Genomic DNA, 19,212 nt, shown 5'->3' with positions numbered 1-19,212 from the left:
GACCTGCGCGCGCAGGTCCGCAACGGCCGGCCGCTGAGCGCCGAGCTGCTGCGCGAGGTCACCGACCGGATGATGTCCGCCGTCCGGGACCAGCTGGCCGAGCTGCGCGGTGAGCCGGCGCCGGCGACGTTCGCGCCGCGCCCGCAGCGCAGCCGGCCCGGCCAGCTGCCGGGGAGCGCCGCATGACGCGAGCGGCGGTCCTCGGGGCCGGTTCCTGGGGGACGACCTTCGGCAAGGTGCTCGCCGACGCCGGCTGCGCGGTCACCCTCCACGCGCGGCGGCCGGAGCTGGCCCAGGTCATCACCGAGACCCGGGAGAACCCCGACTACCTGCCCGGCATCCGGCTGCCGGAGCGGCTGCAGGCCACCGCCGACCCCGAGGAGGCGCTGCGGGACGCGGAGATCGTCGTCCTCGCCGTCCCCTCCCAGTCGCTGCGGGACAACCTCGTCGAGTGGGCGCCGCTGCTGCCCGACGACGCCGTCCTGCTGTCGCTGATGAAGGGCATCGAGCTGGGCAGCACCAAGCGGATGAGCCAGGTGATCTGCGAGGTCACCGGCGCCGGTGCCGACCGCGTGGCGGCGCTGTCGGGCCCGAACCTGGCGCGGGAGATCGCCGAGGAGCAGCCGGCCGCGACCGTCATCGCCTGCACCGACCACGAGCGTGCCGCGCAGGTCCAGGCCGCCTGCCACACGCCCTACCTGCGGCCCTACACCAACCGCGACCTGGTCGGCTGCGAGATCGGCGGGGCGGTGAAGAACGTGATCGCGCTGGCCTGCGGCATCACCGAGGGGATGGGTTTCGGGGACAACACCCGCGCCTCCCTGATCACCCGCGGGCTGGCCGAGACCGCCCGGCTGGGCACCGCCCTCGGCGCTGAGCTGACCACGTTCGCCGGTCTGGCGGGCCTGGGCGACCTGGTGGCCACGTGCAGCTCGCCGCTGTCGCGCAACCGCACCTTCGGGGAGAAGCTGGGACGGGGGATGACGCTGGAGGAGGTCCAGCAGACCACCCGCCAGGTCGCCGAGGGCGTCAAGAGCTGCCGCCCCGTGCTCGACCTGGCCCGCGCGCACGGGGTCGACATGCCGCTCACCGAGGCCGTCGTGCGCGTCTGCCACGAGGACGTGCCGGCGGCCCAGATGGTGAAGGAGATCATGTCCCGAGAGGCCAAGCCGGAGTGAGCGACGGCACCCCGAGCGGAGCCGGCGTGAGCCGGCCGAACGAGGGCCGAGCCGGGGGGAGCGGGTCACCCGAGGGCCCGGCCGGGGGAGCGGGCTCCGCCTGGGGGGACGGCACCCGGTCGGTCCGGGCCGGCGAGCCGGACGCCGTCCCCGGGGCGCCGCTGCGTCCCTCGCCGGTCTTCGCCGCCCCGTACCACCTGGGGGACGCACCGCCCCGGGCCGGCGGCGCGGACGCCTACGCGCGCACCGAGCACCCGACGCTGCGGGTCTTCGAGGCCGCCGTCGGCGAGCTGGACGGCGGCCGCTGCCTGTCCTTCGCGACCGGTATGGCCGCGATCAGCGCCGCGGTGCTGGCCTGCGCGCGGGCGGGGGACCGCGTGGTCCTCCCCTCGGACGGCTACTACACGACCCGGCTGCTCGCCCGCGAGGAGCTCGCGCGCTTCGGCGTCCGCGTGGAGTACGTCCCGACGCCGGAGATCGAGGCGGTCGCCGCCCGCGGGGACCTCGAGGGCGCCGCGCTGGTCCTGCTGGAGACGCCGAGCAACCCGCAGCTGGACGTCTGCGACATCGCCGCGGTCGCGCGGGCCACCCGCGCCGCCGGGGCCGTCCTGGCCGTCGACAACACCACCGCCACGCCGCTCGGGCAGCGGCCGCTGGAGCTGGGCGCCGACCTCACCGTCGGCAGCGACACCAAGGCGCTCACCGGTCACAGCGACCTGCTGCTCGGCCACGTCAGCACCGCCGACGACGAGCTGTGGGCCCGGCTCAAGGCCTTCCGCGACCACACCGGGGGCACCCCAGGGCCGTTCGAGGCGTGGCTCGGCCACCGCTCGATGAGCACGCTGGACCTGCGGCTGGCCCGGCAGGCCGCCACCGCGGCGGCCGTGGCCGACCTGCTGGCCGCCCACCCGGCGGTGACCGGCCTGCGCTGGCCGTGGCGCCCCGGCGACCCGTCGTACGAACTGGCCGCCCGCCAGATGCTGCGCCCGGGCGGCGTGCTGTCCGCCCAGCTGGCCGACGAGGCCGCGGTGCGCCAGGTGCTGGCCGCCAGCCGGCTGTGGACGGCGGCGACCAGCTTCGGCGGGGTGCACAGCACGGTCGACCGGCGGGCGCAGTGGGGCGGGGACGCGGTCCCGGTGGGCTTCGTCCGCTTCTCCTGCGGCATCGAGGACACCGCCGACCTCGTCGCCGACCTCGCCGCCGCGCTCGACCTCCTGTGAGCCGCACGACGCTGGAGCGGGTGCTCGGCGCGGGCCCGGTGCTGCGCCGGGGCCGCGACACCGACTACCACGCGCTCGCCTGGCACCCCGGGGAGCCGCACCGCACCCGCCGGGAACTGGTCGGCTCCACCTGGGAGCCGCCGCGCACCGGGGTCCGTTCCCTGGCCTGCCTGGCGCACGTCACCGACGTGCAGCTGGCCGACGTCTGCTCCCCGGCCCGCTTCGAGTTCTTCAACGGGCACTTCGCCGACCCGCGGATGCGCGCCCTGGTGCCGATGCACCGGCCGCAGGAGGCGATCACCGCGCACGCGATCGACGCGCTGGTCCGGACGCTCAACGGGCTCCCCGGCGGCCCGCGCACCGGGCACCCGCTGCAGGTGGTGGTCACCACCGGGGACGCGATCGACAACGCCCAGTGGAACGAGCTCGAGCTCTTCCTCGCCGTCCTCCGCGGCGGGCGGGTGTCCCCGGGGGCCGGCCTGTCCGCCTACGACGGCGTGCAGGCCGCCGGCTGGCCGCACGACCTCTTCTGGCGCCCCGAGGGCGACGACCCCGAGCCGGACATCTACCGCGCCCGGCACGGCTTCCCCGACCGTCCGGGGCTGCTGGAGGCGGCGTTCGCCTCGTTCACCGCGGAGGGGCTGCGCCTGCCGTGGCTGGGCTGCCACGGCAACCACGAGGCGCTGATCGCCGGGGTCGGCGTCCCGACCCCGGCCCTGGGCGGCCTCCTGCTCGCCGACCGCAAGCCGGTGGAGCTGGCACCGGACGTGCCGCTGGACGACGCGCTGCGGCTGTTCACCCACTCCTCCGAGGTCTTCACGACGGCCGGCGCGCGCACGATCACCCCCCTGGCCGGGCGGCGGTTCATCGACCGCCGGGAGTTCGTCGCGGCCCACCTCGCCGACGGGGGCGAGCCGGCCGGCCACGGGTTCACCGAGGCCAACCTGCGCGACGGCACCGCCTACTACGCGTGGGACGGGCTGCCCGGCGTCCGGGTGGTGTGCCTGGACACGACCCGCACCACCGGGGGTGGCGACGGCTCGCTGGACCCCGCCCAGAGCCGGTGGCTGGCCGAGCGGCTGCGCGAGGTGTCCTCGGTGGTGGTCGAGCCCGACGGCACCCGGGTGGCCACCGGCAACGCCGACCGGCTGGTCGTCGTCATCTCCCACCACGGGTCCTCCACGCTGCACCGGGACGACCCCTGGCACCCGCGGCCGGCCGCGGAGGCCGGCGTCCTGGGCGGCCCGGAGCTGGTCGCGCTGCTGCACCGCTTCCCCAACGTGGTGCTGTGGCTCAACGGGCACACCCACGTGAGCGAGGTGCGCCCGTGGGCGCACCCGGAGGAGGCCGGCCGGGGCTTCTGGGAGGTCACCACCTGCGCGGTCGTCGACTGGCCCGGGCAGGCGCGGCTGGTGGAGTTCCTCGACAACGGCGACGGCACGCTGTCGCTGGTCTGCACGATGGTCGACCACGACAGCCCGGCGCGGCCGCCCTCCCCGCTGGACCCGGCTGCGCGTGAGCCCGCGGGGCTGGCGTCGCTGCACCGGGAGCTGTCGGCCAACGTGCCGTGGGCCGGGCTCGACGCCGGGCTGGCGGGGGGGCCGGAGGACCGCAACGTCGAGCTGGTGCTGCGCTCGCCGCTCAGACGCTGACGGTCAGCCGGCGGCGGCCAGGCGCGCGGTGCGGTCCTCCCGCCGGCGCCGGTGCGCCGCCCGCGCGGTGAGCCAGCCGCTGATGCCCACGTAGTACACGAGGTAGGCCAGCGACAGCGCGACGACCACCGGGTGCGGGTCGGGCACCTGGAGCAGCAGCAGGGCGTAGGTGCCCAGCCAGACGGCGGTCAGCGCCAGGCTCAGCCCCTGCAGGACCTGCGTCCGCGACGGGTACAGGTAGCGCACCGGGACGAACACCAGCACGGAGCAGACCACCAGCACGGCGGCGATCGTCGCGGGGCCGAGGTCCAGGACGACGGCGTAGAAGGCCACCACGTTCCAGTAGCTGGGGAACCCGAGGAAGGTGTGGTCGTCGGTCTTCGCGTCGACCCGGCAGAACTGGTAGCTCGAGGCCAGCAGCGGCAGCGCGGCGACGACCCACCCGAGCGCGCCGGCGGGCAGCGAGCCGGTGGTCCACAGCAGGACCACCGGCGCGAAGGCGTAGGTCAGGTAGTCGACGATGTCGTCCAGCCGGGCGCCGTCGAACCAGGGGATGGTCTCCTTGACCCGCATCCGCCGGGCCAGCATCCCGTCGGTGCCGTCGACGACCAGCGCCGCGAGGCCCAGCCACAGGGCGGTGACCGCGTTGCCGTCGAAGGCCGCGAGCACGATCAGCAGCGCGAGCACCGTGCCGCTGGCGGTGTAGAGGTGGACGGCGGCACCGGCCAGCCGCAGCCCACGCGGGTGGACCGCCCGGAGGCCCTCGCCACCGGCGGTCGTCCCCGGGAGGCCCTCGCCGGTCCGGGCGGCCACGTTGTCGCGCATCGCGTCGAGGTTCCCACACCGCCGGGACCGCGGCGCTGCCGCACGCGGCCCGCCCGTCGCCGGGGGAGCGGCCGGCGGCTCCACTAGTGTCGGCCGCGATGAGCGGACAGGCAGGCAAGCTGCGCATCGCCGTCGTCTTCGGCGGCCGCAGCGCGGAACACTCGATCTCCTGCGTCTCCGCCGGGGCCGTCCTCGCGGCGCTGGACCCCGACCGGTACGACGTGGTCCCCGTCGGCATCACCCGCGAGGGCGGGTGGGTGCTGCCCGACCCCGAGCTGCGGCTCGCCATCGTCGACGGCGAGCTGCCCGAGGTCACCGGCGGGACGGCGGTGACCCTGGTGGGCGACCCCGCCCGCCGGGGGCTGGTCCGCCTGGACGGCAGCGGCTCGCGCATCGAGCTCGACGTCGTCTTCCCCGTGCTGCACGGCGCCTACGGCGAGGACGGCACGATCCAGGGCCTGCTGGAGATGAGCGGCCTGCCCTACGTGGGGTCGGGGGTCTTCGCCAGCGCGGCGTCGATGGACAAGGAGTTCACCAAGAAGCTGCTGGCGGCGGCCGGGCTGGCGCAGGGCGACCACGTGGTGCTCCGCGACGCGGCCGGGGCCCTGGCGGCCGACCCGGACGTGCTCGACCCCGCCGCCCGGGAGCGGCTGGGCCTGCCGGTCTTCGTCAAGCCCTCCCGCGCCGGGTCCAGCATCGGGATCAGCAAGGTCACCGACTGGGCGCAGTTCCCCGCGGCCGTCGCCACCGCGGCCGCGGTCGACGCGAAGGTCGTCGTCGAGGCCGCCGTCCCGGGCCGGGAGATCGAGTGCGGCGTGCTGGCCGGGCCCGACGGCGGGCTGCCCGAGGCCAGCCTGCCCGCCGAGATCCGGCTGCGGCCGGGCACCGACTGGTACGACTTCAGCGCCAAGTACCTCGAGGACGCCGCCGAGTTCGACGTCCCGGCGCAGCTCACCCCCGAGCAGACGCGGGCGGTCCAGGAGGCCGCGTGCCGCGCCTACCTGGCGCTGGACTGCTCGGGCCTGGCCCGCGTCGACTTCTTCCTCGGCACCGGCCCGGACGGCGCCGACCGGCTCGTCGTCAACGAGGTGAACACCCTGCCGGGGTTCACCCCGATCTCGATGTACCCCCGGATGTGGGCCGCGACCGGCGTGGGCTTCGCCGAGCTCGTCGACCGGCTCGTCACGGCCGCGCTGGCCACGGCCCGCCCGGCGGTCACCCCCGCCGTGGACGGCGGCGCGGGGAGGTGACCCCGCCGGTGCCGGCCCGGTGGGGCGGGACGGCGCTGCTGTCCGCCCGGCTGGTCCGGGCGGCCCCGCTGCTGGCGGTGCTGGCGTCGGCTCTCTGCGGGTGTGCCACCGAGGTCGAGGGCGTCGCGACCGCGGTGCCGGCCGGGCCGACGCCGTCGGATCCGGAGGAGCTGGAGGAGCTGGTGGTCACCACCGTGCCCTCCGGCCTGCCACGCGTGCCCGACACCGACCTCTCCCCGCCCGCGGGCGAGAAGTCCGCCGAGGACGTCGCCGCCTACGGCGAGGACCCCGACCGGGAGCGCCAGGTGCTGGAGGACTACGGCTACCGCTTCGGCTGGGAGCGGGTCTGGAGCGCCGGTACCGGACCGGTGACCAGCGTCTTCGTCAACCAGTTCGCGACCCGCTCGGGCGCCGGCGACTACGCGCGCGACCTCGCCGAGAACGAGGCGGAGCTCTACGACGGCGTGCTGCGGGAGGACCCGCCGCACCTGCCCGGCGGCTGCCGGCTGCTCACCGTGGAGGACGCCGAGCCGGCCGCCGGGCTGTCCGGGCCGGCGGCGTTCGCCTGGTGCGGGCACGGTGTGTACAGCGTCGGCGTGACCGCGGTCGCCGACTCGGTCACCGCGGCCTCCCAGGAGGTCCACGCCGTGTTGGAGGCGCAGCTGGAGCGGCTGCCGCCGTCCTGACCGGTCAGGGCTGCTGGGCCGGGAGGGCGTCGTTGATGACCGGCCCGAGGGCGGTGACCGGGGCGCTGTCGGTCTCGGCCGAGACGGTGACCTGCACGTGGACGGCCCGGTCCACGGTGGTCCAGACGACGACGTCGGGGTCGCCGGTGTCGACGAACCAGTTCACGCCGTTGATCTGGATCAGAGGGGAGGTCGCCTCCAACCCCGCCGGACGGTCGACGCCGCACACCAGCACGATCGCGGGGTCGCCCCACGCGTAGGCGAACGGGCTGTCGGACTGCACCGGGCGGGAGGGCTCCCCGGTCAGCTCCAGCGGCAGGGCGGACATCAGCCCGGGGCAGGACGCGTCGGCCTCCGGGGTCACCGGCGGCACCTCCACCGGCAGCGGCGGCAGGTCCACGCGGCCGGGCGAGGGGGCGCCCTCGACCTCGGCGACCCCGGACCCGCCGCCGTCGTCCCCGCTGCCGCCGTCGTCGCCGAGGACCCGGGTCAGCACCAGCAGGACGACGACCAGCGGGACGGCGACCGCCGTCACGACCAGGGAGATCCGCCGCAGCGGGTCGTCGGGACGAGCCGGCCGCTGCTCGGGGGCCGGCGCGTCGTCCGGGGGCTTCTCGGTCAGCGCGGTCAGATGTTGACGACGGGGCAGGTGAGCGTGCGGGTGATGCCGTCGACCGACTGCACGCGGGCGACCACGAGGCGGCCGAGCTCGTCGACGGTCTCGGCCTCGGCCCGCACGATGACGTCGTAGGGACCGGTCACGTCCTCGGCCTTGGTCACGCCCGAGATCTGGCTGATCGTCGACGCGACCTGGGCGGCCTTGCCGACTTCGGTCTGGATGAGGATGTAGGCGTGGACCACGGGAGACCTTTCCTCGGGCAGCGCTGCCGATGCGGCGTCCGCACCGGCGGGCGGACAGTTCGGCAACCTACCTCAGCCGGGGAGGGGGACCGGTGACTCGTCCCCGTCCCCTGGTGCCCCGGGACGACCCGGCCGACAGCGTGCGGGTCGTCGGCGAGTTCGGGGTGATCGCGCGCGTGCTGTCCCGGTCGGGCGCGGCGCGGGTCGCCGAGGTCGGCCCGGGTGACGACGCGGCGGTGCTGCGCGTCCCCGACGGCCGGGTGGTGGCGACCACCGACGTCCTGGTGGAGGGCCGGCACTTCCGGCGCGACTGGTCGTCGGCGGAGGACGTCGGGCACAAGGCGGCGGCGGCCAACCTGGCCGACGTCGCCGCGATGGGCGGCGTCACGACCGCACTCCTGGTGGGGCTGGCCTGCCCGCCGGACACCTCGACCGCCTGGCTGGAGGGCGTCGCGACGGGGCTGGCCGAGGAGTGCGCGCCGCTGGGTGCGGCCGTCGTCGGCGGGGACACGGTCTCCGCGGCGCCGGACAGCTCCGGCGTCGTCCTCTCGGTGACCGCCCTCGGCGACCTCGGCGGCCGGGCCCCGGTGCTGCGCTCCGGCGCCCGGCCGGGCGACGTGCTCGCCCTGGCCGGCCGGCTGGGCTGGTCGGCCTGCGGGCTGGCGGTGCTGCGGCGGGGGTTCACCAGCCCCGCGGCGGCGGTGGCCGCGCACCGGCGGCCGGCACCGCCCTACGCCGCCGGCCCCGCCGCGGCAGACGCCGGCGCGACGGCGATGTGCGACGTCAGCGACGGACTGCTGGCCGACGCCGGGCACCTGGCCGACGACAGCGGCGTGGTGGTGGACGTCGACCGCGCCGCGCTGGTGCGGGCCACCCTCGAGCCCCCCGGGCCGATGCAGCAGGTCGCGGCGGCGCTGGGCGGGGACCCGCTGGCGTGGGTCCTCACCGGCGGTGAGGACCACGCGTTCCTGGCCACCTTCCCGAGGCGGAGGACGCTGCCAGCCGGCTGGACGGCGATCGGCACGGTCCGGGCGGCGGGGGCATCCCCGGGCGTGCGGGTGGACGGCGTGCCGGCAACCGAGGTGGCCGAGGCCGTCGGCGCGGGAGGGACCGGGCATGTCCACTTCCGGTGAGGCGGCCGTGCTGCGCGCGGTGCCCTACGACGACCCGGTCGCGCGCCGGCTGGTCGCCCGGGTCCAGCAGGAGTACGTCACCCGCTACGGCGGGCCGGACGGGGCCGTCGTCGACCCCGCGGAGTTCGCGCCGCCGGCCGGGCTGTTCCTCGTCGCCGAGGTGGACGGCGTCCCCGCGGGGTGCGGTGCGTGGCGGGTGCACGACGAGGGTGTGGTCGAGGTCAAGCGGGTGTACGTCGAGCCGGCGTTCCGCCGCCGAGGGCTCGCGCAGCTGCTCATGGCGGAGCTGGAGCGCACCGCGGCCGCGGCGGGGCACCGGGCGGTGGTGCTCAACTCCGGCAACCGGCAGCCCGAGGCGCTGGCCCTCTACGCCGCCCTGGGGTACACACCGGTCGCCGGCTACGGCGTCTACGCGGACGCGCCCGGGGCGGTGTTCCTGGGCAAGGAGCTGCCGCCACCGGGTGGGGAGGAGCGGGCGTGGGCATCGTGACGATCTCGGCCGCGTACGGGGCCGCCGGTGCGGAGGTGGGCACCGCGGTCGCCGAGCGGCTCGGGCTGACCTTCCACGACCGGGCGATCCCGGCGCAGGTGGCCGGCCGGCTCGGCGTCCCGCTGAGCGAGGCGGAGGCCAACGACGAGAAGGTCGCCCGTGGGCTGTGGCGCCTGGTGGCCTCCCTCGGCACCATGCCCGACCCGGTCGGCGGCGTGGTGCCGGTCACCCAGCTGCCGGACGAGCGCGCCTTCCGGCAGCAGACCGAGCGCGTCCTGGGCGAGATCGCCGACGGGCCCGGCGGCGTGGTCCTCGGCCGGGCGGCGGCGCTGGTCCTCGGCGACCGCGCCGACGCCCTGCACGTCCGGCTCGACGGCCCGCCCGAGCGCCGGCTGGCGTCCGCGGTGGCGCGCAGCGGTCGACCGCGCGAGGAGGTTCGGCGGGAGATGGCGGCCAACGACGCCGCGCGGGAGGCCTACGTGCGGCACTTCTACCGGTGCGACCCGGCCTCGCCGGCGCTCTACCACCTGGTCGTCGACAGCACAGCGCTGCCGCTGGACGCGGTCGTCGACCTGGTGGTCACCGCCGCCCGGGCGCGCGGGATCTGACGAGCGCCCGGTCCGACGCCAGGGACGGCTCGTGGCCGCGGGTGGACCGGTCGCGGGGGCCGGAGGCTCCCCGACCGGGACACGGGTGGCGGCTCAGCGTCGGTCGGGGACGGCTCCTGGCCGCGGTGCCGTCCGGGAGGACGGCGGTGGAAACAGCCGAGGACCCCGGGGGGCGTCGCCCTCCGGGGTCCTCGCCCGGCCGGTGCCGGGGTGTTCGGTGCGGTCGTCGCGGTGTCAGGCGCGGACGACCTTGCCGGCGCGGATGCACGAGGTGCACGCGTTGATCCGGCGACGGTTGCCGGGGGCGACCAGCGCCCGCACGGACTGGATGTTCGGGTTCCAACGGCGCGGCGTGCGGCGGTGCGAGTGAGACACCGACATACCGAAACCGGGCCCCTTGCCACAGACATCGCACACGGCAGCCACGGTGGATCACTCCCAGAGAATCGTTCAGACGAGCGGTGCGCGACACGCGCCCGCACAAGACCGTCGACCAGTCTAACCGCTTCCCGCCGACGCCGTCGCCGCGCCCGTCGGGAACCGCTGTCGCGGCCCCGCCCGGACGGGTCGTCGCCCGGGCCGTGTCGGCCCGCCTGGGTACCCTCCGCCTCGTGCTGCGGGCGCTCGACGACGCCGCGGTCGGTCAGTGGTGCCGGGCCGCGGTCGCCGGCCTGTCCGCGTCCCGCGGGCGGCTCGACGACCTCAACGTCTTCCCCGTGCCCGACGGGGACACCGGCACCAACCTCCTGCTGACCGCCCAGGCGGCCCTCGCCGAGCTCGAGGAGCGGGGGAGCGCCGAGCCGGCGTGGGCCCCGCTGGCCCGCGGCGCGGTGCTCGGCGCCCGCGGCAACTCCGGCACGATCCTCGCCCAGCTCCTCCGCGGGCTGGCCGACCAGCTCACCGACGCCGGCCCCGCCGACGGCCCGACGTTCGCCGCCGCGCTGCAGAAGGCCGCCGACGCCGCCTACGCCGCGGTCGCCGACCCGGAGGAGGGCACCTTCCTCACCGTGGCCCGCGCCGGCGGGGAGGCCGCGGTGGCAGCGGTCGCCGAGGGCCGCGGCGAGCTCGCCGACGTCGTCCGTGCGGCGGCCGACGGTGCCCGCGCCGCCCTGGAGGCCACGCCCGGGCAGCTGGCCGCGCTGCGCGAGGCGGGCGTCGTCGACGCCGGCGGCGCCGGGCTCTGCCTGGTGCTCGACGCGCTGGTCGCCACGGTCACCGGGGTGGAGCCGGCCCGCGCCCCGCTGGTCGTGGCCGCCCGCGACCACGACCACGGCGGCGACCGGCCGCACCAGCCGCCGGCCGGCCCGGGCAGCGAGGTGCAGTACCTGCTGGCCGACAGCGACGAGGCGACCGTGACCCGGCTGCAGGACCGGCTCGCCGCGCTCGGCGACAGCCTGGTGGTGGTGGGCGTGGACACCCCGTCGGGCCGGGAGTGGAACGTGCACGTCCACACCACCGACGTCGGCGCCGCGATCGAGGCCGGGATCGAGGCCGGCCGCCCCTACCGGATCTCGGTCACCCCGCTGGCGCCGGTGCGCCCCCCGGCTCCGGTGCCGGGAGCGCGGGCGGTCGTCGCGATCGTGTCCGGCGAGGGGCTGGCCGGGTTGTTCGCCGGGGAGGGCGTCCGGGTGGTCCCGTGTGGTCCGGACGGCGTCACCGAGGACGACGTGCTCGCCGCGATCGTCGACTCGGCCGCCGCCACGGTCGTCGTGCTGCCCAACGACGCGGCCCTGACCGCGCCGGCCGCCCGCGCCGCCGAGCGCGCCCGCGAGGCCGACCGCGACGTGGCCGTCGTCCCGACGCGCTCGCCGCTGCAGGGGCTGGCCGCGATCGCCGTCGCCGACCCCGCACGCCGCTTCTCCGACGACGTCATCACGATGGCCGAGGCCGCCGCCGCGACCCGCTGGGCCGAGGTCACCCTGGCCGAGCAGGAGGCCCTGACCAGCGCCGGACCCTGCCGGCGCGGCGACGTCCTCGGCTCCGCGGAGGGCGACGTGGTGCTCATCGGGGAGGACCTCGTCAGGGTCTCCTGCGAGCTGCTGGACCGCATGCTCTCGGCCGGCGGGGAGCTGGTGACCCTCGTCGTCGGCCCCGACCCGGCGCTCGGCGCGGCCGTCTGCGCCCACGTCGCCGCGACCCACCCGCTGGTCGAGGTGACCCGTTACGACGTCGGGCCCGGCGTGGTCCCGCTCCAGGTGGGGGTGGAGTGATGGCGGTCGAGATGACGACCCGGCTCGACCGGGTGCTCGGCGCGAAGACGGCGAAGGCGATGGGGGAGTCGCTGGGGCTGCACACCGTCCGTGACCTGCTGCGGCACTACCCGCGCCGCTACGCCCGCCGCGGGGAGATGACCAAGCTGGAGGACCTCCAGGTCGGCGACCGCGTGACCGTCCTCGCCCAGGTGCGCAAGGTCACCACGCGGAAGATGCGCAACCGTCCCGGCAGCCTCACCGAGGTCACCGTCGGCGACGGTGCGGGCTCCATGCAGCTGGTGTTCTTCAACCGCAGGCACGCCAACCTGCGGGAGGGCGCCTGGGGGCTGTTCGCCGGCACGGTCGGCGAGTACCGCAACGCCAAGCAGTTCGCCCACCCCGACTGCCACCTCATGACCGGTGACGACGACGAGGACTGGGCGCGCGCGCTCATCCCGATCTACCCGGCCACCAAGGACGTCTCCAGCTGGGTGATCCAGCGCTCGGTGAAGCTGCTGCTCGACGCCGGGGGCGGTTTCGGGTTCGTCGACGACCCGCTGCCCGAGGAGATCCGCGCCCGGCACGCCCTGCCGAGCCTGCCCGCGGCGCTGCTGGACATCCACCGGCCGACCTCGGCCGAGGACGTCGAGCACGCCGAGCACCGGCTCAAGTGGGACGAGGCGCTCACCCTCCAGCTGACCCTCGCCGCCCGGCGCCGGGCCGCCGCGCTCGAGCCCGGCGTGGCCCGCCCGCGCCGCCCCGGCGGCCTGCTCGACGCCGTCGACGCCGCGCTGCCGTTCGCGCTCACCGAGGGGCAGCGCGAGGTGGGGGAGGAGCTGGCGGCGGAGCTGTCCCGGGAGCAGCCGATGCACCGGCTGCTGCAGGGCGAGGTGGGGTCGGGCAAGACCGTCGTCGCGCTGCGGGCGATGGCCCAGGTCGTCGACTCCGGGGGCCAGGCCGCCCTCCTGGCGCCCACCGAGGTGCTGGCCGCGCAGCACGCCCGGGGCATCCGCGCGCTGCTGGGTCCCCTCGGCCGCGCCGGTGAGCTCGACGGCGACCCGGCCGGGACCCGGGTCACCCTGCTCACCGGCTCGCTCAAGGCCGCTGCCCGGCGCGAGGCGCTCGCCGAGGTCGCCGAGGGCCGGGCCGGCATCGTCGTCGGCACCCACGCGCTGCTGCAGGAGACCGTGGAGTTCGCCGACCTCGGCCTGGTCGTCGTCGACGAGCAGCACCGCTTCGGCGTCGAGCAGCGCGACGCGCTGCGGGCCAAGGGCAACCGGCCGCCGCACGTGCTGGTCATGACCGCCACGCCCATCCCGCGCACCGTCGCGATGACCGTCTACGGCGACCTGGAGACCTCCACGCTGCGCCAGCTGCCCAGCGGCCGGGGCGGCGTGCGCAGCTCCGTGGTCCCGGTGCGGGAGAAGCCGGCCTGGCTGGACCGGGCCTGGGAGCGGCTGCGCGAGGAGGTGGCCGCCGGGCGGCAGGCCTACGTCGTCTGCCCGCGGATCGGCGAGGACGCCGGTGCGGACGAGGAGCCCGACGACGCCGACGGCGCGCCGGCCGAGGAGGCGACGTCGGACCGCCGTCCGCCGCTGGCGGTGCTCGACGTCGCCGAGGCGCTGCGCGAGGGACCGCTGGCCGGGCTGCGGCTGGAGGTGCTGCACGGCCGGCTCACGCCCGAGGAGAAGGAGGCCCGGATGCGGGCCTTCGCCGCGGCGGAGGTCGACGTGCTGGTCGCCACCACCGTGGTCGAGGTCGGTGTCGACGTCCCCAACGCCACCGTCATGGTGGTGATGGACGCCGACCGCTTCGGTGTCAGCCAGCTGCACCAGCTGCGGGGCCGCGTCGCGCGCGGGAAGCACGAGGGGCTGTGCCTCCTGGTGAGCGAGGCGCCCACCGCCTCGGCCACCGGTCAGCGGCTGGCCTCGGTCGCCGCCACCTCCGACGGCTTCGAGCTGGCCCGCCTCGACCTCGAGACCCGCCGCGAGGGCGACGTGCTCGGCGCCGCGCAGTCCGGCAACCGGTCGGGGGTCCGCCTGCTGTCGCTGCTCGAGGACGAGGAGCTGATCGCCGAGGCCCGCGTGGAGGCCGGCGCGCTGCTGGCGACCGAGCGCGGCCTGGCCGACTTCCCGGGGCTGGAGACGGAGGTCGCCGCGCTGGCCACCGACGAGCGGGCCACGTACCTGGAGAAGGCATGAGGGAGGGGCCCGACCTCCGCACCCCTCGCGGGCTCGGGGCGGGCTCCGGGACGGCGCCGTGACCCGACTGATCTCCGGGGTCGCCCGCGGACGGCGGCTCAAGGTCCCGCCGTCGGGGGTGCGGCCCACCGGCGACCGGGCCCGGGAGGGCCTGTTCAACAGCCTGTCGACGCTGCTGGACCTCGAGGGGGCCACGGTCCTGGACCTCTACGCCGGCTCCGGTGCCCTCGGCCTGGAGGCGTTGAGCCGGGGCGCGCGGCAGGTGGTGTTCGTCGAGTCCGGGCCGCGCGTGCTGCCGGTGCTCAAGGCCAACCTGGCCGCCGTCGGCCTGCCCGGCGGGCGGGTGGTCGCCGGGTCGGTGCCCACCGTGGTGGGCGGGCCGCCGCCGGCCCGCTTCGACCTCGTGCTCGCCGACCCGCCCTACGCCACGCCGGTGGCGGAGGTCCTCGGCGTCCTGGAGGCGCTGGTCGCCGGGGACTGGCTGGCGCCGGACGCCGTGGTCGTGGTCGAGCGCTCGTCCCGCGAGGAGCCCTGGGAGTGGCCGACACCCCTGCGCGGACTGCGCGACCGCCGCTACGGGGAGGCCGTGCTCCGGTACGGTCGCTGTCCGTGAGGCGTGCGGTCTGCCCCGGCTCGTTCGACCCGGTCACCAACGGCCACGTCGACGTCATCAACCGCGCAGCGGCGCTGTACGACGAGCTGGTCGTCGCCGTGCTGGTCAACCCCGGCAAGGCGGGGCTGTTCACCGTCGACGAGCGCATGGAGCTGCTCCGGGACGCCGTCGCGGGGCTGCCCAACGTCACCGTCGACAGCTTCCAGGGTCTGCTGGTCGACTACTGCCGGGACCACGACATCCCGGTGATCGTCAAGGGGCTGCGGGCGGTCAGCGACTTCGAGTACGAGCTGCAGATGGCGCAGATGAACCGGGAGCTGGCCGGCGTCGAGACGCTGTTCGTGCCCACCGCGCCGCAGGTGGGGCACCTGTCCTCGAGCCTGGTGAAGCAGATCGCCACCTTCGGCGGGGACGTCTCCAGCCTCGTCCCCAAGGCCGTGCACGCGCGGCTGCTGGCCCACCGGGAGCGGGGGATGTCGTGACGGAGGTCGTGTACCGGCTGTACGAGACCGTCGACGAGCTCAGCAGCGTCATCGAGAACGCCCGCAACGTGCCGATGTCCGGTGGCTCGTGCATGGTCCCGCGCGACGTCCTGCTCGACCTGCTCGACGACCTCCGCGAGAACCTCCCCGAGGAGGTGCACAAGGCTGGCGCGATCGTCGAGCAGCGCACCGAGATCCTCCAGCAGGCGCAGGCCGAGGCCGAGCGGCTGACCGGCCGCACCCGCAGCGAGAGCGAGCAGGTGGTCGGCTCCGCCCGGCGGCAGCGCGAGGAGATCCTCGGCACCGCCCGTCGGCAGCGCGACGAGCTGCTCGCCCGGGCACAGGCCGAGGCCGAGGACCTGCTGGCGCAGGCCGAGGAGGAGGCCGAGCGGATCGTGGCGGAGGCCCGTCAGCACCACGAGGCGGTGCTGGCCGACGCCCAGGCCCAGCACGCCGAGGTCCTCGCCGCGGCCGCGGCCGAGCACGAGCGGCTCATCAGCGAGACCGAGGTCTACCGCGGCGCGGTCAGCCGCGCCGACGAGCTCGGTGCGCAGACCGCCGCCGACGTCGCCCGCATGCGCGCGGAGGTCGACCAGTACGTCGACACCCGGCTGGCCGACTTCGGCGCCACCCTCGAGCGCATGGTGCGCTCGGTGGAGAAGGCCCGCTCCGCGCTCCGGGAGTCCTGAGGGAGGACCCCGCCGGCGGGTGGGTGGCCTCACCCGGTCGGCGGGGACGGTGCCGTCCGGGCATCGGGTAGGCTGGTTCTCCGGTCGACCGCCGGAGGCCTCGCGCCCCGGCCGGCCCCTCCCCGCTGCCTACCGCGAGTACCGACATGCCTGCCGCTCAGCCGCCCCGCTCCGGCGCCGCGTCCCCGGACGCCCGGCGCCCCGCTGCCAACCCCTGGCGCGTGGACCTGCGGGAACTGGGTCGACGGGCCGGCTCCCTGCAGGAGCTGGACCGGACCATCCCGGCTCCCGCGGACTGGAGGGTGGAGCTCATCGGCGTCCCCGAGGGGGCGACGGTCGCGCTGCGGCTGCGGCTGGAGTCGGTGATGGAGGGCGTGCTGGTCTCCGGTGACGTGGAGGTCCCGCTCGTCGGGTCGTGCGCGCGGTGCCTGGAGCCGGTCGAGGACACCCTCCGGCTCGACGTCCAGGAGCTGTTCGCCTACGAGGGCAGCACCACGGAGGCCACCAGCGAGGAGGACGAGGTCCGGCGGGTCGAGGGCGACCACCTCGACCTCGAGCCGATGGTCCGCGACCTCGTGGTCCTCAGCCTGCCGCTGGCGCCCACCTGCACCGAGGACTGCTCGGGGCTGTGCGTGGACTGCGGTCAGCGGCTCGACGACCTGCCGGTCGACCACACCCACGAGGTGCTCGACCCGCGCTGGGCCGGACTGGCACAACGCTTCGGTGCCTCGCAGGCCGACCGATTCGCTTCCGGACCGGGCACCCCCGGTGCGGACAACCCAGAGGAGAACTGACCGTGGCCGTCCCGAAGCGGAAGATGTCCCGCGCCAACACCCGCATGCGTCGCTCGCAGTGGAAGGCGTCCGCTCCCACGCTCTCGCCGTGCCCGAACCGGGCCTGTGGCGAGCTCAAGCCGCCGCACCAGGCCTGCCCGAACTGCGGTCAGTACGAGGGCCGTCAGGTCCTCTCGGTCTGACCTCCACGAGTCGACCCGCCGTGGCGACGCCGGTCACCGGGACCCCACCCGCACCGGGAGGGGCTCCCGGCCGCTCGCCGGCGGGGCAGGCGCACGCCGAACGGTCGGCCGCCTGGCTCCGCGACGCCCTGGGCGTCGAGTTGCCCGGCGGCCTCCTGGCGTTGGCGCTGACCCACCGGTCCTACGCGTACGAGAACGGTGGGCTGCCCACCAACGAGCGCCTGGAGTTCCTCGGGGACTCCGTGCTGGGCCTGGTGGTCACCGACGAGCTGTACCGGCGCCACCCCGAGCTGCCCGAGGGCCGGCTGGCGAAGCTGCGCGCCTCGGTGGTCAACATGGCCTCCCTGGCCGGGGTGGCGCGGCGGCTCGGCGCCGGCGGGCTGGGGCCGCACCTGCTGCTCGGGCGCGGTGAGGAGACCACCGGCGGCCGGGAGAAGGACTCGATCCTCGCCGACGCGGTCGAGGCGTTGATCGGCGCCGTCCACGTCGGTCTGGGCCTGGACGCCGCGGCCGCCATCGTGCACCGGCTGTTCGACCCGCTCCTGGACCAGGCCGCCACGCGCGGCGCCGGTCTGGACTGGAAGACCAGCCTGCAGGAGCTCGGCGCCGCCCTCGGCCTGGGTGCCCCGACCTACGTGGTCGAGGACGAGGGCCCCGACCACGCGAAGACCTTCAGCGCGGACGTCGTCCTCGACGGCACCGTCCGCGGCCGCGGCTCCGGCCGCACGAAGAAGGCCGCCGAGCAGGAGGCCGCCGAGGCCGCGTGGCGCGCACTGTCCACGTCGCCCGCCGATGGCGACCCCGCGTCGGCCGCACCTGCCGAGGACTGACCCGCCGTGCCCGAGCTGCCCGAGGTCGAGGTGGTCCGGCGCGGCCTGGAGCGCTGGGTCGCCGGGCGCACCGTCGCCTCCGTCGAGGTGACCCACCCGCGCGCGGTCCGCCGGCACCTGGAGGGCACCGACCACTTCGTCGCGGCGCTGACCGGCCGCACGTTCACCGCAGCCCGCCGCCGTGGCAAGTACCTGTGGCTGCCGCTCGCCGAGCCCGACGGCACCCCGGTCGGTGCGGCGCTGGTCGCGCACCTGGGCATGAGCGGCCAGCTGCTGGTCGAGAAGCCGTCCCAGCCCGACGAGACGCACCTGCGGGCGCGCTTCACCTTCACCGACGGCGGCCGCGAGCTGCGGTTCGTCGACCAGCGCACGTTCGGCGGGCTGGCGGTCGAGGAGGCCGGGGAGAGCGAGGCCGGGAGCAAGGCAGCCGGGCTCCCCCCGCGGCTGGCGCACATCGCCATCGACCCCCTCGACGACACCTTCGACACCGCCGGTTTCAGCGCGGCCCTGCGGCGACGGCGCACCGAGGTCAAGCGGGCGCTGCTGGACCAGACCCTGATCGGCGGGGTGGGCAACATCTACGCCGACGAGGCGCTGTGGCGGGCCCGCCTGCACGGCGCCCGCCCCACCGACAAGCTGACCCGCGCCCAGGTCGAGGACCTGCTCAGCGGTGTCCGCGACGTGCTCGGGGAGGCCCTGGCGCAGGGCGGGACCTCCTTCGACTCGCTGTACGTCGACGTCAACGGCCAGAGCGGCTACTTCTCCCGGTTCCTCGCGGTCTACGGCCAGGAGGACCGCCCCTGCCCCCGCTGCGGCACGCCGATCATCCGCGAGTCGTTCATGAACCGGTCGAGCTACAGCTGCCCGTCCTGCCAGCCGCGCCCCCGCGCCCGCCGGGCGGCCGCCGGGACGCGGGCAGCCCGGCCGTGACGCGCCGCGCGGTCGCCGTGGTGTCCGGCTCGGTCCAGGGGGTCGGCTACCGGTGGTTCGTGCGCGGCCGGGCCGAGGCCGCGGGGCTGGCGGGCTCGGCGACCAACCTGCCGGACGGGCGGGTCGAGGTCGTCCTCGAGGGGGAGGACGCCGCGGTGGCCGCCGTCCTGGCCGATCTGGACGGCCCGGCTGCGCCCGGCGCGGTCACGGGTGTCGACGTCCGGGACGAACCGGCCCGGGGCGGCACCGACTTCACCACAGGGTGACGAACGCGACATCCCCCTGACACGTGACGTGTGCAGGGTCGGCGTTGACCTGCGTGACCTGGCCTGTCACCCTGGGAACACACGGACCGCGCCGACCGTCGTACGGGGCGCAGGTCATCCCTCAACGCAG

22 protein-coding genes and 1 pseudogene are annotated in these 19,212 nt (G+C 76.2%); 19 read left to right on the top strand and 4 right to left on the bottom strand.

Annotated elements, in window-relative coordinates; translation table 11 throughout:
* The 4 genes and pseudogenes from ACI79I_RS18795 to ACI79I_RS18780 form a co-directional block, all read left to right on the top strand.
* A pseudogene (locus ACI79I_RS18795) lies at nucleotides 1-186 on the top strand (lysophospholipid acyltransferase family protein); the annotation flags it as partial.
* The gene (locus ACI79I_RS18790; RefSeq protein WP_456993828.1) at nucleotides 183-1,178 is read left to right on the top strand and encodes an NAD(P)H-dependent glycerol-3-phosphate dehydrogenase; all 996 of its coding nucleotides are present in this window, start codon (nucleotides 183-185) and stop codon (nucleotides 1,176-1,178) included. The pseudogene ACI79I_RS18795 and the gene ACI79I_RS18790, both read left to right, overlap by 4 nt.
* Nucleotides 1,179-1,204: 26 nt before the next feature.
* Nucleotides 1,205-2,398, top strand: coding sequence for a cystathionine gamma-lyase (locus ACI79I_RS18785; protein WP_456993827.1), 1,194 nt, complete (start codon nucleotides 1,205-1,207; stop codon nucleotides 2,396-2,398).
* Nucleotides 2,395-4,050, top strand: coding sequence for a TIGR03767 family metallophosphoesterase (locus ACI79I_RS18780; RefSeq protein WP_456993826.1), 1,656 nt, complete (start codon nucleotides 2,395-2,397; stop codon nucleotides 4,048-4,050). The genes ACI79I_RS18785 and ACI79I_RS18780 overlap by 4 nt, the downstream gene beginning before the upstream one ends.
* A 3-nt stretch (nucleotides 4,051-4,053) precedes the next feature.
* Here the strand turns inward: ACI79I_RS18780 and ACI79I_RS18775 are convergent, their stop codons facing one another.
* Entirely contained in the window at nucleotides 4,054-4,875 is an 822-nt protein-coding gene (locus ACI79I_RS18775) for a CDP-alcohol phosphatidyltransferase family protein (protein WP_456993825.1), read from the bottom strand.
* Between the two features lie 98 nt (nucleotides 4,876-4,973).
* On the opposite strand from ACI79I_RS18775, the gene ACI79I_RS18770 reads away from it, so the two are divergent.
* The gene (locus ACI79I_RS18770) at nucleotides 4,974-6,125 is read left to right on the top strand and encodes a D-alanine--D-alanine ligase family protein (RefSeq protein ID WP_456993824.1); all 1,152 of its coding nucleotides are present in this window, start codon (nucleotides 4,974-4,976) and stop codon (nucleotides 6,123-6,125) included.
* Nucleotides 6,122-6,811, top strand: a complete 690-nt coding sequence (locus tag ACI79I_RS18765; RefSeq protein ID WP_456993823.1) for a hypothetical protein — start codon at nucleotides 6,122-6,124, stop codon at nucleotides 6,809-6,811. The genes ACI79I_RS18770 and ACI79I_RS18765 overlap by 4 nt, the downstream gene beginning before the upstream one ends.
* 4 nt (nucleotides 6,812-6,815) lie before the next feature.
* Here ACI79I_RS18765 and ACI79I_RS18760 read toward each other — a convergent pair whose 3' ends face one another.
* Both ACI79I_RS18760 and ACI79I_RS18755 read right to left on the bottom strand, forming a co-directional pair.
* Nucleotides 6,816-7,346 (bottom strand): DUF3515 domain-containing protein, encoded by a 531-nt coding sequence (locus ACI79I_RS18760; protein ID WP_456993822.1) that lies wholly within the window; start codon nucleotides 7,344-7,346, stop codon nucleotides 6,816-6,818.
* Between the two features lie 92 nt (nucleotides 7,347-7,438).
* Nucleotides 7,439-7,672 (bottom strand): Lrp/AsnC ligand binding domain-containing protein, encoded by a 234-nt coding sequence (locus ACI79I_RS18755; RefSeq protein ID WP_135140864.1) that lies wholly within the window; start codon nucleotides 7,670-7,672, stop codon nucleotides 7,439-7,441.
* 92 nt (nucleotides 7,673-7,764) lie between these two features.
* Here ACI79I_RS18755 and ACI79I_RS18750 point away from each other — a divergent pair, with 92 nt between their 5' ends.
* The 3 genes from ACI79I_RS18750 to ACI79I_RS18740 are packed head-to-tail and all read left to right on the top strand — an operon-like array spanning nucleotide 7,765 to nucleotide 9,903.
* Nucleotides 7,765-8,805 carry a thiamine-phosphate kinase gene (locus ACI79I_RS18750; protein ID WP_456993821.1) on the top strand — a complete coding sequence of 347 codons (1,041 nt, stop codon included), beginning with the start codon at nucleotides 7,765-7,767 and terminating at the stop codon, nucleotides 8,803-8,805.
* Entirely contained in the window at nucleotides 8,789-9,295 is a 507-nt protein-coding gene (locus tag ACI79I_RS18745) for a GNAT family N-acetyltransferase (RefSeq protein ID WP_456993820.1), read from the top strand. Before ACI79I_RS18750 ends, ACI79I_RS18745 begins: the two co-directional genes overlap by 17 nt.
* Nucleotides 9,283-9,903 (top strand): cytidylate kinase-like family protein, encoded by a 621-nt coding sequence (locus ACI79I_RS18740; protein ID WP_456946388.1) that lies wholly within the window; start codon nucleotides 9,283-9,285, stop codon nucleotides 9,901-9,903. The genes ACI79I_RS18745 and ACI79I_RS18740 overlap by 13 nt, the downstream gene beginning before the upstream one ends.
* A gap of 234 nt (nucleotides 9,904-10,137) precedes the next feature.
* Here the strand turns inward: ACI79I_RS18740 and rpmB are convergent, their stop codons facing one another.
* On the bottom strand, nucleotides 10,138-10,320 hold the full coding sequence (gene rpmB, locus ACI79I_RS18735; RefSeq protein WP_425283681.1) for a 50S ribosomal protein L28: 183 nt from the start codon (nucleotides 10,318-10,320) through the stop codon (nucleotides 10,138-10,140).
* Between the two features lie 194 nt (nucleotides 10,321-10,514).
* Here rpmB and ACI79I_RS18730 point away from each other — a divergent pair, with 194 nt between their 5' ends.
* From ACI79I_RS18730 to ACI79I_RS18685, 10 genes are all read left to right on the top strand, one after another.
* Nucleotides 10,515-12,113, top strand: coding sequence for a DAK2 domain-containing protein (locus ACI79I_RS18730; protein WP_456993819.1), 1,599 nt, complete (start codon nucleotides 10,515-10,517; stop codon nucleotides 12,111-12,113).
* Nucleotides 12,113-14,296 carry an ATP-dependent DNA helicase RecG gene (gene recG / locus ACI79I_RS18725; protein ID WP_456993818.1) on the top strand — a complete coding sequence of 728 codons (2,184 nt, stop codon included), beginning with the start codon at nucleotides 12,113-12,115 and terminating at the stop codon, nucleotides 14,294-14,296. Before ACI79I_RS18730 ends, recG begins: the two co-directional genes overlap by 1 nt.
* 58 nt (nucleotides 14,297-14,354) lie before the next feature.
* Entirely contained in the window at nucleotides 14,355-14,909 is a 555-nt protein-coding gene (gene rsmD / locus ACI79I_RS18720) for a 16S rRNA (guanine(966)-N(2))-methyltransferase RsmD (RefSeq protein ID WP_456993817.1), read from the top strand.
* Complete coding sequence (gene coaD / locus ACI79I_RS18715; RefSeq protein WP_456993816.1) at nucleotides 14,906-15,391, top strand: pantetheine-phosphate adenylyltransferase; 486 nt, start codon at nucleotides 14,906-14,908, stop codon at nucleotides 15,389-15,391. Before rsmD ends, coaD begins: the two co-directional genes overlap by 4 nt.
* A complete protein-coding gene (locus ACI79I_RS18710; RefSeq protein ID WP_456993815.1) occupies nucleotides 15,388-16,080 on the top strand; it encodes a hypothetical protein in 693 nt (230 codons plus the stop codon). The genes coaD and ACI79I_RS18710 overlap by 4 nt, the downstream gene beginning before the upstream one ends.
* Before the next feature lie 221 nt (nucleotides 16,081-16,301).
* On the top strand, nucleotides 16,302-16,874 hold the full coding sequence (locus ACI79I_RS18705) for a YceD family protein (RefSeq protein WP_456993814.1): 573 nt from the start codon (nucleotides 16,302-16,304) through the stop codon (nucleotides 16,872-16,874).
* 2 nt (nucleotides 16,875-16,876) lie between these two features.
* The gene (gene rpmF, locus ACI79I_RS18700) at nucleotides 16,877-17,056 is read left to right on the top strand and encodes a 50S ribosomal protein L32 (RefSeq protein WP_456922146.1); all 180 of its coding nucleotides are present in this window, start codon (nucleotides 16,877-16,879) and stop codon (nucleotides 17,054-17,056) included.
* 20 nt (nucleotides 17,057-17,076) lie between these two features.
* Complete coding sequence (rnc, locus tag ACI79I_RS18695; RefSeq protein WP_456993813.1) at nucleotides 17,077-17,886, top strand: ribonuclease III; 810 nt, start codon at nucleotides 17,077-17,079, stop codon at nucleotides 17,884-17,886.
* A gap of 6 nt (nucleotides 17,887-17,892) precedes the next feature.
* Nucleotides 17,893-18,816: a bifunctional DNA-formamidopyrimidine glycosylase/DNA-(apurinic or apyrimidinic site) lyase gene (mutM, locus tag ACI79I_RS18690; protein WP_456993812.1), complete on the top strand. Its 924-nt coding sequence runs from the start codon at nucleotides 17,893-17,895 to the stop codon at nucleotides 18,814-18,816.
* The gene (locus tag ACI79I_RS18685; RefSeq protein WP_456993811.1) at nucleotides 18,813-19,082 is read left to right on the top strand and encodes an acylphosphatase; all 270 of its coding nucleotides are present in this window, start codon (nucleotides 18,813-18,815) and stop codon (nucleotides 19,080-19,082) included. The genes mutM and ACI79I_RS18685 overlap by 4 nt, the downstream gene beginning before the upstream one ends.
* The last annotated feature ends 130 nt before the right edge of the window (nucleotides 19,083-19,212 follow it).

Source organism: Geodermatophilus sp. SYSU D01105, assembly GCF_054050095.1.
Note: the sequence above shows the minus strand (reverse complement) of the source record. Positions and strands in the feature narration are given on the sequence as shown.